Origin of the sequence: Candidatus Regiella endosymbiont of Tuberolachnus salignus (assembly GCF_964020115.1) — a bacterium.
GTDB classification, from domain to species: Bacteria; Pseudomonadota; Gammaproteobacteria; order Enterobacterales; family Enterobacteriaceae; genus Regiella; species Regiella insecticola.
Genome location: NZ_OZ026542.1, coordinates 116795 through 129186, shown reverse-complemented (window position 1 = coordinate 129186; position 12392 = coordinate 116795). Strand labels below are relative to the sequence as shown.

The 12392-nt window shown below is 42.4% G+C and carries 11 protein-coding genes and 1 pseudogene; 7 read left to right on the top strand and 5 right to left on the bottom strand.

Annotation, left to right across the window (positions count from 1 at the left end; genetic code table 11):
* Nucleotides 1-7 precede the first annotated feature (7 nt).
* Together minD and minE are read left to right on the top strand one after the other, a co-directional pair.
* Entirely contained in the window at nucleotides 8-823 is an 816-nt protein-coding gene (minD, locus tag AACL30_RS00660; protein WP_339057454.1) for a septum site-determining protein MinD, read from the top strand.
* A 4-nt stretch (nucleotides 824-827) separates the two neighbouring features.
* Complete coding sequence (gene minE, locus AACL30_RS00655) at nucleotides 828-1097, top strand: cell division topological specificity factor MinE (protein WP_006705902.1); 270 nt, start codon at nucleotides 828-830, stop codon at nucleotides 1095-1097.
* A 6-nt stretch (nucleotides 1098-1103) separates the two neighbouring features.
* Here minE and rnd read toward each other — a convergent pair whose 3' ends face one another.
* On the bottom strand, nucleotides 1104-2225 hold the full coding sequence (rnd, locus tag AACL30_RS00650) for a ribonuclease D (RefSeq protein ID WP_339058363.1): 1122 nt from the start codon (nucleotides 2223-2225) through the stop codon (nucleotides 1104-1106).
* A gap of 225 nt (nucleotides 2226-2450) precedes the next feature.
* Between rnd and gyrA the strand changes: the two genes are divergently transcribed.
* Nucleotides 2451-5051: a DNA topoisomerase (ATP-hydrolyzing) subunit A gene (gene gyrA, locus AACL30_RS00645; protein ID WP_339057453.1), complete on the top strand. Its 2601-nt coding sequence runs from the start codon at nucleotides 2451-2453 to the stop codon at nucleotides 5049-5051.
* Nucleotides 5052-5155: 104 nt separating this feature from the next.
* On the opposite strand, the gene AACL30_RS00640 is transcribed toward gyrA, so the two are convergent.
* Nucleotides 5156-7171, bottom strand: a complete 2016-nt coding sequence (locus tag AACL30_RS00640; protein WP_339058362.1) for an LTA synthase family protein — start codon at nucleotides 7169-7171, stop codon at nucleotides 5156-5158.
* 340 nt (nucleotides 7172-7511) lie between these two features.
* On the opposite strand from AACL30_RS00640, the gene AACL30_RS00635 reads away from it, so the two are divergent.
* Nucleotides 7512-8486 (top strand): hypothetical protein, encoded by a 975-nt coding sequence (locus tag AACL30_RS00635; RefSeq protein ID WP_339057452.1) that lies wholly within the window; start codon nucleotides 7512-7514, stop codon nucleotides 8484-8486.
* Between the two features lie 234 nt (nucleotides 8487-8720).
* On the opposite strand, the gene nfuA is transcribed toward AACL30_RS00635, so the two are convergent.
* Nucleotides 8721-9296 (bottom strand): Fe-S biogenesis protein NfuA, encoded by a 576-nt coding sequence (gene nfuA, locus AACL30_RS00630; protein ID WP_006704391.1) that lies wholly within the window; start codon nucleotides 9294-9296, stop codon nucleotides 8721-8723.
* A gap of 81 nt (nucleotides 9297-9377) precedes the next feature.
* Between nfuA and AACL30_RS00625 the strand changes: the two genes are divergently transcribed.
* Nucleotides 9378-9620: a hypothetical protein gene (locus AACL30_RS00625; protein ID WP_339057451.1), complete on the top strand. Its 243-nt coding sequence runs from the start codon at nucleotides 9378-9380 to the stop codon at nucleotides 9618-9620.
* On the opposite strand, the gene gntX is transcribed toward AACL30_RS00625, so the two are convergent.
* The gene (gntX, locus tag AACL30_RS00620) at nucleotides 9561-10244 is read right to left on the bottom strand and encodes a DNA utilization protein GntX (protein ID WP_339057450.1); all 684 of its coding nucleotides are present in this window, start codon (nucleotides 10242-10244) and stop codon (nucleotides 9561-9563) included. The two genes, AACL30_RS00625 and gntX, sit on opposite strands and share 60 nt — an antisense overlap.
* A 161-nt stretch (nucleotides 10245-10405) precedes the next feature.
* On the opposite strand from gntX, the pseudogene AACL30_RS00615 reads away from it, so the two are divergent.
* Nucleotides 10406-10702: pseudogene (locus AACL30_RS00615) on the top strand (alpha/beta fold hydrolase); the annotation flags it as partial.
* A 16-nt stretch (nucleotides 10703-10718) separates the two neighbouring features.
* On the opposite strand, the gene AACL30_RS00610 reads toward AACL30_RS00615, so the two are convergent.
* Complete coding sequence (locus AACL30_RS00610; RefSeq protein WP_339056657.1) at nucleotides 10719-11681, bottom strand: IS110 family transposase; 963 nt, start codon at nucleotides 11679-11681, stop codon at nucleotides 10719-10721.
* A gap of 326 nt (nucleotides 11682-12007) precedes the next feature.
* Here AACL30_RS00610 and AACL30_RS00605 point away from each other — a divergent pair, with 326 nt between their 5' ends.
* Nucleotides 12008-12391, top strand: a complete 384-nt coding sequence (locus AACL30_RS00605) for a hypothetical protein (protein WP_339057449.1) — start codon at nucleotides 12008-12010, stop codon at nucleotides 12389-12391.
* Nucleotide 12392: the final 1 nt, after the last annotated feature.

Sequence of the window (12392 nt, the reverse complement as noted above, 5' to 3'; positions counted from 1 at the left end):
TTATTTCATGGCAGCCCGTATCATTGTTGTTACATCAGGTAAAGGCGGCGTTGGTAAAACGACATCCAGCGCTGCCATTGCGACTGGCTTGGCGCAACATAACAAAAAAACCGTGGTGATCGATTTTGATATCGGCCTGCGTAATCTCGATTTAATTATGGGATGTGAACGGCGTGTCGTTTACGATTTTGTCAATGTGATCCAAGGAGAAATTAGCTTGAATCAGGCATTAATCAAAGATAAGCGTACCAAAAATTTGTATATTTTACCGGCTTCACAAACCCGCGATAAGGATGCACTGACCAAAGAAGGGGTTGAACAAGTTTTGAATGATCTAAAAAAGATGGATTTTGAATTTATCGTTTGTGATTCTCCCGCTGGTATTGAAACAGGGGCATTAATGGCGTTGTATTTCGCCGATGAGGCGATTATTACCACTAACCCTGAGGTTTCTTCGGTTCGTGATTCTGATCGTATTCTTGGCGTTTTGTCATCTAAATCACACCGTGCTGAAGAAGGCGAAGATCCCATTAAAGAGCACTTATTGCTGACTCGTTATAACCCAGGTCGTGTCAGTCGTGGTGATATGTTAAGTATGGAAGATGTTCTTGACATACTTCGCATACCGCTCGTTGGTGTTATTCCGGAAGACCCGTCTGTTTTGAGTGCTTCAAATCAAGGCGAGCCGGTGATCCTAAATACTGAATCTGATGCGGGTAAGGCATACGCAGACACCGTTGCTCGTTTATTAGGAGAAACACTTCCCTTTCGTTTCATTGAGGAAGATAAAAAAAGTTTTCTAAAACGGCTTTTTGGGGGGTGATGCTATGGCTTTATTAGATTTTTTTCTATCTGGGAAGAAACCAACGGCCAATGTAGCCAAAGAGCGGCTGCAAATTATTGTTGCCGAACGGCGTAGAGGGGAGCATGAACCCCGTTATTTACCTGATTTAAAACGCGATGTTTTGGCGGTAATCTGTAAATACGTTCAGATCGATCCTGACATGCTGCAAGTACAGTTTGAGCAAAAAGAGGATGATATTTCGGTATTGGAGCTTAATGTTATTTTGCCGGATACCGAGGAAGCACTAAAATAATAGACGCTAATACTGTTTGAGTATTTCTTGCAGGGACTGTGCTAATAACTTACTACGCCATCCTGTCATTAATTCGGGTGTCTCGCTGGTCGTTGTTAGCTGCCAATGCCATTTTAATAATTGATTAATTTGGCGTCGGGAAGCTAATAGTTCATTGCTCAACCCACTGCTGGTACTGATTTGCTGTATCACGGTTTTAATATCTTGGAATACCTTTTTATAAGCGGGTTGTTCGATCAGGTTGTTCGCTAAAGGGGGTAATGGTGTGGCTGATTGTGCATTGGCTTGCTTGACCAAAGCCAACAATATTTGACCGTAAAGCCTTCGCTCTCGTTCACTTAATCCTAGCGAACTTAGCTTGCTAAAAGAAGAAGGGCGGTGACGTGCAATTTGCCATAAGTGCTCTTCCCTGATCACAAAATTCACGGCTAAATCCTGTTTTCGTGCTTCAACTAAACGCCATTCGGCCAATTTTTGTAAACACACTAACTGATGGGGCAACAATTGCCCCGCATTAGCAATTTCACGATAGGCGAGTTCTGGCGGCAAAATTTTACTACGGCGTTGACAGAGTAATGCACATTCGTCTTTAACGGCATCCAACCAACCTGCAGCGGTAGTGTTTTTGAGCAATTGTCTGGCTAATGGCAGCAGATAAAATACATCTGCCGCCGCGTAATGGCATTGCTTTTGGCTAAGTGGTCTTATCAACCAATCGGTTCGTGTCTCACTTTTGCTGAGTTCAACATGACAATACTGTGCCACTAAGGTAGCAAAACCAGAGGACACCGGATGCCCAACAAAAGCCGCTAAAATTTGACTGTCGATCATAGGGGTAGGTAACTGATTAAAAGCATTTAAAAATACTTCAATATCTTCACTGGCTGCATGCAAAAATTTTACTGTATTTTGATTTTGTAACAATGCACAAAATGGTTGCCATTCTTTAATCTGCAATGGATCAATAAGAGAAAGGTTCTGGCCGTCGTACAGCTGGATAAGACCTAATTGCGGATAATAGGTTCTGGTTCTAATAAACTCGGTATCTAGCGCTACCTGTGTATGAGTACAAGCTTGATCGCAGATGTTTTTCAAGGCGTGGTCAGTTGTGATCAAACGGTAGTTCAAAATAGTATTCTCCAATTTAATTTATACCCTTCGCCTTTGCAGCTGTTGGCTGCGAGCCCTCATAGTATGTCCACGCTCATCGGTCGGTCGCCCTGGCCGCGTGCCTAGCGCCACTCAAGAAGATTTCGAACAGGCTCTGAGATAGGAACTCTGCTAAAATTTATGCTTTATGGTACAATTCACCACTTTTAAATCCAGTAATTATTGTAGAGGGATAGCGGCTTAATGAGCGATCTTGCCAGAGAAATTACCCCAGTCAATATCGAAGCAGAGTTAAAAGGCTCTTATTTGGATTATGCCATGTCCGTGATTGTCGGGCGTGCGTTACCTGATGTTCGTGATGGATTAAAACCCGTACACCGTCGTGTACTGTTTGCGATGAGTGTATTAGGTAATGATTGGAATAAAGCATATAAAAAATCAGCTCGTGTCGTTGGGGACGTAATCGGTAAATATCATCCACACGGCGACAGTGCCGTTTACGACACCATTGTACGTATGGCTCAACCGTTTTCACTACGCTATATGCTGATAGATGGGCAGGGTAATTTCGGATCAGTGGATGGTGATTCTCCCGCCGCCATGCGTTACACCGAAATTCGTATGGCAAAAATCGCCCACGAACTGCTAGCAGATTTAGATAAAGAAACGGTCGATTTTGTACCTAATTATGATGGTACTGAACAAATTCCAGCAGTAATGCCCACTCGGATCCCTAATTTATTGGTTAATGGCTCATCGGGTATTGCCGTGGGCATGGCAACGAATATTCCACCGCATAATCTTACTGAAGTCATTGAAGGGTGCTTGGCTTATATTGATGATGAAAATATAAGCGTTGAAGCACTGATGAGGCATATTCCAGGGCCCGATTTTCCTACCGGCGCTATTATTAACGGCGGTCGGGGGATTGCAGAAGCTTATCGTACTGGCCGCGGTAAAATTTATCTCAGGGCGCGTGCTGAGGTGGTAATCGATGCTAAAACTCAGCGTGAAACCATTCTTGTTCATGAGATACCTTACCAGGTTAATAAGGCGAAACTGATTGAGAAAATTGCTGAGTTAGTAAAAGAGAAGCGTGTAGAAGGTATCAGTGCCTTGCGTGATGAGTCTGATAAAGATGGAATGCGCGTGGTGATTGAAATTAAACGCGATGCGGTGGGTGAGGTTGTCTTGAACAATCTTTATTCGCTGACACAGCTGCAAATCACTTTTGGTATCAATATGGTGGCCTTACATGCAGGGCAACCAAAAATACTCCCTCTGAAAGAAATTTTGCAGTCATTTGTCAGTCATCGCCGCGAAGTGGTGACAAGACGCACGATGTTTGAACTGCGCAAAGCACGTGATCGGGCGCACATTTTGGAAGCCTTGGTGGTTGCATTGGCACATATTGATACGATTATCGAGCTTATTCGCCATGCCCCCACTGCTGCTGATGCTAAAAATGGTTTGATGGGAAATGCATGGCCGCTGAGCGATGTGGATGAAATGTTAAAACGTTCTTCCGGTGAACAAATCACCATCGGTCGTAATGAAGACGCTCGCCCTGAATGGTTGGAAAAAGAATTTGGTATTCACGACGAAAGCTACCATCTCACCGAGCAACAAGCTCAGGCCATTTTGGATCTACGTCTGCAAAAATTGACCGGCATGGAACATGACAAATTGCTTGATGAATATAAGGATTTGTTAATAAAAATTGTCGAATTAATCTCTATCTTAAAAACGCCTGAACGCTTGATGGAAATCATTAAGGATGAGTTGAACGCAATTAAAGAGCAATATAAAGATCCACGTCGTACCAATATCATTGTTAATAATTTAGAAATTAATAATGAAGATTTGATTAATCAGGAAGATGTGGTAGTGACGCTATCTCACCAAGGTTATGTTAAATATCAGCCATTGACGGATTATGAAGCTCAGCGGCGGGGAGGTAAGGGTAAATCCGCTGCCCGTATAAAAGGAGAAGACTTCATTGATCAACTCTTGGTTGCCAACACACACGACACTATCTTGTGTTTCTCCAGTAAAGGTAGTCTCTATTGGATGAAAGTTTATCAATTACCCGAGGCCAGCCGCGGTGCACGCGGACGTCCCATCATCAATTTATTGCCGTTGAAAGAAAATGAGCGCATTACCGCCATTTTACCGGTGCGTGAATATGACGCAGGGCATCACGTTTTTATGGCGACGGCCTGCGGTATAGTGAAAAAAACAGCACTGGATTGTTTTAGTCGTCCACGTAAAGATGGCATTATCGCTATTAATTTGAATGAAGGCGATGAGTTAATCGGTGTCGCTTTAACTGATGGCAGTAATGAGGTGATGCTGTTTTCTACCGATGGAAAGGCGGTACGTTTTTCAGAAAGTAAGGTGCGATCAGTCGGACGTAAGGCAGCCGGGATGCGTGGTATTAAGCTTAATGATGATGATCGCCTGGTGTCACTCATCATTCCACAGAAAGAGGGCGAAATATTAACGATAACCAAGAACGGCTACGGCAAGCGTACTTTGGCAGAAGAATATCCGACAAAAGGTCGTGCGACTAAAGGTGTACTCTCAATCAAAACCAGTGAACGTAATGGTAACGTTGTCGCTGCGATTCAGGTGATGACCAGCGACCAAATTATGATCATTACTGATGCAGGCACCTTGGTGCGTACCCGCGTATCAGAAATCAATGTTCAAGGGCGTAACACTCAAGGTGTTCGATTGATTCGTACGGCAAAAAATGAACATGTGGTTGGTTTGCAACGTGTAGCCGAACAAGACGATGATATCGTGAATGAAGAAAATGTCGTGAACGATCAACCAGAATGATCGTTGATTCCTGTGAGCGATAAAGAGATCGGCCAAGAGGTCTATTGGCCGATTCTATTTTAGTGTGATACAAAATTTCCCGTCATCATGCCATAGCGTGTTTGTTATTTTTGTCCACCCACCTGACGATTTAACTGCCACCACAATAGATCGGTAAAAGTACTCCAGCGGTTGCACTGTTTCTCCTGCGCAGGTGTCATGTCTTTTGGGTCGCCAAGAAGCAGCCCTTTCTGGTTTGCCCATGGACGGAATTCTTTGTGCCCTGTGAGGATACAAGCCCCTTCTGCTGTGATAGCGACTTCAGGGTTATAACCTTGACACCAGGTGTTATCTGATGTTTTCGACAGTAAATTGCATCCCGTTTGATAATATGTCGTCTCTGACAGGCTGAGCTGATAGAGCGTTGGCAAAATATCTTTATGGCTTCCCACCCGAGAAGAATCAAAATAACTGTTTTGACGATAGTCCTGAGGAACATAAAGGTAAAACGGCACGGCATGACCTAAAACCAATTCATGCGTATCAGGATAACCAATACCACGTATATTATGATCTCCTGTAGCAGCGATAATGGTGTGAGTCCCCAGGGCTTGCGATTTAACCCAACTGATGAACAGACCTAACTGATCATTGGCGTACGCTAAGGTATTCAGCACGGTTTTCAATTCATCGTCGGTTGCTAAATTACGCAAACGTTGTTTTTCTGTTTCAGTCAGCTCAACATCGGTTTTGCGATAACCCGTCGGTGTCTTGTAAGGAGGGTGATGTGTGGTGGACATAGACATCATGAAAATAGGTTCGCCTTTTTTGTCTGCTTCCGCCAAACGCTCTTTCATATAACGAAACATATATTCATCAGGAACACCCCATGTTCCGATAGAAGCATCAGGATAGCGTTTTTTTAAACCATTTTGCTCCATAAATTCACTGACACCTAAGCGTGGAAGAAATTGGTTGAGATTCTGCCATGCGCCGTTACCTGAAGTGACGAAGATAATTTTATATCCGTTAGCCAAATAAGGTGTAAACATATTACTGATAAAGGCAGCCGTTTGAGTGCTAGATTGGCTAATACTGCTCATTGGACTACGGACAAAGAAGCGATTTAGGCTATCAATGGTGCCATCCCCTTCAGAAATAAAACGCTCAAAATGCCAGTCGGTTAACCAGTGTTGCCGGAGTGCTCCAAGTAGATCACGCTGATGGTGATCTAAACTTTGCAAGTGGTAACCCATGCTTTCCATAACAGCCAACACCACATTCGGCGGATTTTTTTTCGCCACTCGGTTTGTATCTGTCTTAGCGATAAACGGCGTCAAGCTGGCTTGCGTAGGTCGCTCTAGAAAACGGCTTAATAACTCCGTGCCTTTTTCATTGGTAGCGGTGACAAATTGGTTATTTTTTTGGTGGGCATTGACCGCCCAGTACATCGCTATCAAACCGTTTGGCGTTAGCATATTCAGCATTTTTATCGTTGAAACCTGTACATCATGCTGACGTAGGGGAAAAGTGCCGACAGAGCCACGCATACCAAGAAAGCAGATGAAAAGAATAACCATGGTAATGATAATAGATATCGATAAGCTTATTTTATATTCTGGTTTAGTGCCGAGCCAACGTTGCCAGCGGCGATAAAACCAGAAAACAATAATGGAAAATAGCCCGAGGCAAAACAAAACACCAATAACCGGATAGGATTGCCACACCGTGCTTAATACGGCAACGGTATCATCTTCAATTAAGCCGAATACAAAAACATCAATGAAGCGTTCGTAGGTTGCGTAATAGAAAACGTTCACTACCGTCATAATAAGGACTATTACGCTTAAAATAGCCGCCACCCAGAGCCAAAAACGCTGCCAAATAAGAAAACTGTGGTTGCTGACCGCAAGACAGCCCGCCATCAATAAGCAAGGAACAAAAAGCAAACTGGCGATACGTATATCAAACAGGCCGCCAATCCAAAACATTCGTGTTACATCTAGAGAAAAATCCTCGAGTGTTTTAGATGCTCCGTGAGTGAACAGCAGATAAGCCCTGCCCGCAGATTGCGTAAGAACAGCCAATAACCAAGGAAATAATAATGCAAGACATGCTTGCCTGAATCGGTAAAACCACATGATATCTGCTTTAGTTAAGTAAATTATCTCAGGGCAATCCGCTAGGGAGATATACCCTTCGCCTTTCAAGTTACGGCTTTGTTGTCTGCGGGTGCTCGCCGAATCACGTAGTATGTCTACGCTCATCGGTCGGTCGCCCTGGCCGCCTTGCCGTAACTCGAAATTCATTGGGTATATAGCGCGATTGTTCTGCCTATTCCTTTTTTAATAAAAATGACCTTTTTTCAAAAATAGGTCAATATTTTTTTTCTATATTTAATTAAAAGGATTTAAAAGTTTTTAATAAAAATAGTTTGGTTTATGACTACCACTATTTTTACGATACAGTGAGGAAATGTATATGATGATATCTAATAATGTATCACACAACTCATTACATTTTAATCATCACAATGTTCTTTCTCTATGTACTGGCGTCTATCGTGAAGATTTTAAACCTGATTTAACGGTTCGTGATGCATTCGTTAATTTTTTCAAAAAAATATTTTTACTAGAAGATAAAGAAAAACGACTGATTAAATTGTATAAACGTATACATTCTAATTGTTTAGATGACCAACTGAATGCATTAATTGAATTAAAAAATAATACGTGTCCTGCATTAAAAAATAACTATAAAGTCACTGTTATTTACGGTGAAGATTATGTTGAAACTAATATGAAAAGTATTGAAGTGAGCTATGATGGTTTTTTATTAAAAAAAATAGAATTACCGGCCAGTGTGATAGAGTTACATGAAAATAAAATTGACGATGTTAGACAAAATAAATTTGAAGAATTTATAGAATACGGTGGATTTAAAATAGAAGAAAAGTTTAATGGTACCTATTTTTTTACTGCTCTCAATCTTGGTTTGAAAAAATTACTTGTTGATATTAATGATATGAGAAAGATCGTTAAAGACTATCAAAAAATTAATAACTTTTCCGCTGATAAAGACAAGAATCAAATCTGTAGTTATGTGCAAATAACGATGACAACAAGTATCATGAAAATTTTGACAGACATAGCGAAAAAAATCCCCTGTTATTTGGTGACTATTAGCAAAATGTTTGAATTGGATTCTGAACACAGTGTTTTATCGGCTGCGAGTAAACAAGCATTTATCGCTCAACTAAAAAACAACATTATTTCATCAGAAATGTTATCCGATGTTATAAAAGGAACAAGCGGGCTATTGTATCAAGACAATATAGACAAATTAGGTGTTGAATTAAATATGCTGAGTAAAAAAGTTTGCGAAGTTACCATGTTGTTTTATGAGAGCCATATTGAAAAGTCCTGTGCTACTTTCTGTGATCAAGATCCTAATTAGCTAATAACCTATTTTCAATCTCTTATGCTCGCTGATATAGCCGAATCCGTTTAATTTTATTCAAGGCAGAGGAGTACAGACAGTGCAAATAGTACGGCAAGCGACGACAACACGGAATAAAATTAAACTGAACTTCGTCAAAAAAGATTTCGAATAGGCTCTAAGGACATTAACAATAATCAACACCATAAAATGCTTTGGATTAATTGATACTGATCAGTAAATTAAAAATGATTAATAATAAGAATGCTCACCCCGTTGATGCTCGGTTGAATCTTTTACGCCTTTTAATTCAGGGAAGGTTTGTAATAGTTCTTTTTCAATACCATTTTTTAAAGTGACATCAACCATAGAACAACCGTTACAACCTCCACCAAACTGTAAAACAGCAAAGGCATCGTCGGTAATTTCCATTAGCGTTACTCGCCCGCCGTGACTGGCCAATTGTGGGTTGATTTTTGATTGTAAAACGTACTCTACCCGTTCCATCAAGGGCGCATCATCGGCCACTTTACGCATTTTTGCATTAGGTGCCTTCAACGTGAGTTGAGAGCCTAGCTGGTCAGTAATAAAATCAATTTCTGCGTCAACCAAAAAAGGTGCACTCAATTGATCAACAAAGACAGAAAAAGGATCAAATTTCAGCTCAGTATCGCTGGCTTCGATGGCATCTGGCGGGCAATAAGACACGCCGCATTCCGCCGTGGGGGTGCCTGGGTTGATAACAAATACTCGAATTTGAGTGCCTGTCTCTTGATTGGCCAATAATTTGCTAAAGTGGTTTTGCGCCTGCTCTGTTATTTTAATCATAGATTAACTCGCTAATTAATTTCCTGCTATGCTGGTTATACCCACAGTTCTTCAAGTTGCCGCTACCAGGGTGTGAGACCGATGAGCGTAGATATACTACTTCAAAGGCGAAGGGCATATGATACGCTGCTTGATGACATATACCCAATGAATTTCGAGTTACGGCAAGGCGGCCAGGGCGCCCGACCGATGAGCGTAGACATGCTACCTGATGAGGCGAGCGCCGGCAGCCAACGCCGCCGTAACTTGAAAGGCCAAGGTAAACTACAAGGTTCGGCAAAGACACCATACTTGTACGGATGTCGCTCCCTGCGCCAGAAGTAATTTAGCCATTTCTTTCATCGTGCTGCCGGTGGTTATCACATCATCTAATAGCGCGAGATGCTGTCCACGAACATTATCAGTACAATGAAATACCCCGCGTAAATTTTTTCGGCGGGTGGTAGCACTCAATTCCCGCTGTGATGGCGTAGGGTATAAACGTATTAAACTGCCAGGGTGATAATCACAATTGAGCCAACGCGCCAAGGGGCGGGCTAATAAATCGCTTTGATTAAATCCCCGTCGCCAACAACGATATTTATGTAGGGGAGTGCTGATGATACGTTGCGGTTTTATCATTGATCCACGATGCTTTTCCTGTAGCCAGCGTAACAACAGTAGCCGCGCCAGTATCGGAGCCAATTGTGTCACTCCATCAAATTTCATTTTTTTTATCAGCGTGCTGATAGGGGGTTGATAGTGACTGACAAAGGTAAGGCTTTGCCAGCAAGGCGGGTCACGTAAACAACGCCCACAGAGTAAGTACCGCTGTGTTGAAGGCAAGCCACAACCAATACAGCATGACGATTGATTGATTAAATTCCGTAGACAAAAACAGCAAATACCATGATGGAACAAATATAAGGGTTGTCGGCAAAGCCAACATTGGCTGGCGATAGTGAACATAATCTTCTTCCTTGATGATGAAAACAATGATGGATATAAAAAGGATATACCCTTCGCCTTTGAAGTTGCCTTCGGCTGCCAGGGGGTGAGACCGATGAGCCTGGAAATACCATGAGGGCGAGCACTTGCAGCCAACACAAAGGCGAAGGGTATAATAGTTTATGACAGCGCTCTATTGGCATACTTGTGGTGAAGGAAAGCGTGATTTTGTGTTGTTACACGGATGGGGACTGAACGCTGATATATGGCATTGCATAATTAATCGACTTGCGCCGCATTTTCGCTTGCATTTAGTCGATCTTCCTGGCTATGGCCGCAGTAGTGGATATGGTGATATGTCTCTTAGCGAGATGGCGACTGTGGTACTGAATCAAGCGCCAGAAAAAGCACTGTGGTTAGGATGGTCGATGGGAGGACTGGTTGCGAGTCAGATTGCACTGAACCAGCCAGAACAGGTGATAGATACCGTCTTGCCTACGTCTTTGCAAGCGCTATTTTTTCATCAAAAGGGACGCCTGATTTCAGCACGCCATACGCCAGTTGAAGTAATTTGCGCATTGCAGCACAGACGCCTATTTTTCCTCCTTTATTGCGTTTTACCAACCGTTCCCATTGAGACTTTATTATTGGGTTATAAGTGATTGAGGTAAGGGCTGGCATGTATAGTGCTTTTCTGAGTTCTGTACACCCGATTTTTGAGAGACGGCTTCGTCCTTTAAATACGCCTGATTCGCACAGTTTCGGATTAAGCCCTGCGTAGGCTACCACTTGCTTGCTGCTAGTGAATTTTGATACATCACCGACAAACGCCAATAAAGTGGCACTCAATATTTCGCCTATACCGGGAATACTTTCCAAGAGCTGCTTATTTTTTTTCAGCTCGGGGGAGTCATTGATATGCTGTTTAATTTTTTGTTTTATCTCGCGTATTTGCTTTTCTAATGCACAGATACTTTCTGTCAAAAAAGGCTGGACGATTTCATCTGCGCCCTCTTTTCGGTTATATTCCATCTGTTTCATTTCGACTAAATGATTAAGACGACGTATCAGTGCAGTAAGCTGACGTTCATTTAACGGGGCGGGAAACCAGCGTGCGGGTGAATAAAGCGCGCAATAACGGGCAATCATCTTCGCATCCCCTTGGTCCGTTTTATTACGACTCAGCTCACTTTGAGCAAAGGCATGAATGCGGGCGGGGTTTTCCACACTGACCTCAACCCCGTTATCCACCAAAAAAGTGGCCAGTGGCAGACTGTAATGGCTGGTTGCTTCCAGACAAATGTGGCAGTCACCGTAAGGAAGTAGCCACTTCAGCAAGTCGCTAAAACCGGAGGGGGTATTATCAAACACTTTTGTTTTGTATTTTTTTCTTTCAATCCAGACAGCCACATCGAACTTTAATTTTGCTATATCAATACCGACGGGGGTTTTGTCCATCAGAGACACTCCAGACATGACAGTAAAAATCAGAGAATTCGCCAAGATCATCCTTATAAATAGGTGCTCGAAGCACAAGATACCGTTCGGTCTTGAAGGCGATGATGAATATGTCACCGGGGTTTTATCTATTCAACAAGCTTTAAGCTTAAGGACTTACCCAAACTCACCGGTGACATCGCGATGATCAGTCGGGGAGCATCAACCTTTGAAAGCTAATGATCAAGATATAAGGACTTATCACGGTTTCTTCTTCACCTTGTTTTAGTGCACAAGGTGATTGGCCTGGGATCAAGCCAGAAATACTGGCTGGATTTAAGCAACAATTGCATGATAATTTTCCGCGTACTATTGAACGCTTTTTATCATTACAGACGTTGGGTATTGCCAGTGCACGAAAAGATACCAAATTTCTGAAATCATTGGTGAGCTATCAGCAAAGTGCTGAGGTGCTGATAAGGGGATTAGAAATAGTGCAAACCACCGATCTGCGTTCGGCATTGGCTCATTGTTCAGTGCCTTTTTTACGTATTTATGGTGATCGAGATGAGTTAGTCCCTTCTAGAGTGGCTACCTTGCTCGATGGTGCATGGCCAACAACACAATCAGCGATTATAGATAACGCGGCTCATGTTCCGTTTATGTCTCATCCGGATGATTTTTTAGCATTGATTATTCATTTTTCTCAACGAGATGATTTGCTTTATTAGA

Excerpts from the sequence above, each read along its gene's own strand:
- minD (WP_339057454.1), top strand. The coding sequence starts at position 8 with ATGGCAGCCCGTATCATTGTTGTTACATCAGGTAAAGGCGGCGTTGGT.
- minE (WP_006705902.1), top strand. The coding sequence starts at position 828 with ATGGCTTTATTAGATTTTTTTCTATCTGGGAAGAAACCAACGGCCAAT.
- gyrA (WP_339057453.1), top strand. The coding sequence starts at position 2,451 with ATGAGCGATCTTGCCAGAGAAATTACCCCAGTCAATATCGAAGCAGAG.
- AACL30_RS00640 (WP_339058362.1), bottom strand. The coding sequence starts at position 7,171 with ATGTGGTTTTACCGATTCAGGCAAGCATGTCTTGCATTATTATTTCCT.
- AACL30_RS00635 (WP_339057452.1), top strand. The coding sequence starts at position 7,512 with ATGATGATATCTAATAATGTATCACACAACTCATTACATTTTAATCAT.
- nfuA (WP_006704391.1), bottom strand. The coding sequence starts at position 9,296 with ATGATTAAAATAACAGAGCAGGCGCAAAACCACTTTAGCAAATTATTG.
- AACL30_RS00625 (WP_339057451.1), top strand. The coding sequence starts at position 9,378 with ATGAGCGTAGATATACTACTTCAAAGGCGAAGGGCATATGATACGCTG.
- gntX (WP_339057450.1), bottom strand. The coding sequence starts at position 10,244 with ATGTTCACTATCGCCAGCCAATGTTGGCTTTGCCGACAACCCTTATAT.
- AACL30_RS00610 (WP_339056657.1), bottom strand. The coding sequence starts at position 11,681 with ATGGACAAAACCCCCGTCGGTATTGATATAGCAAAATTAAAGTTCGAT.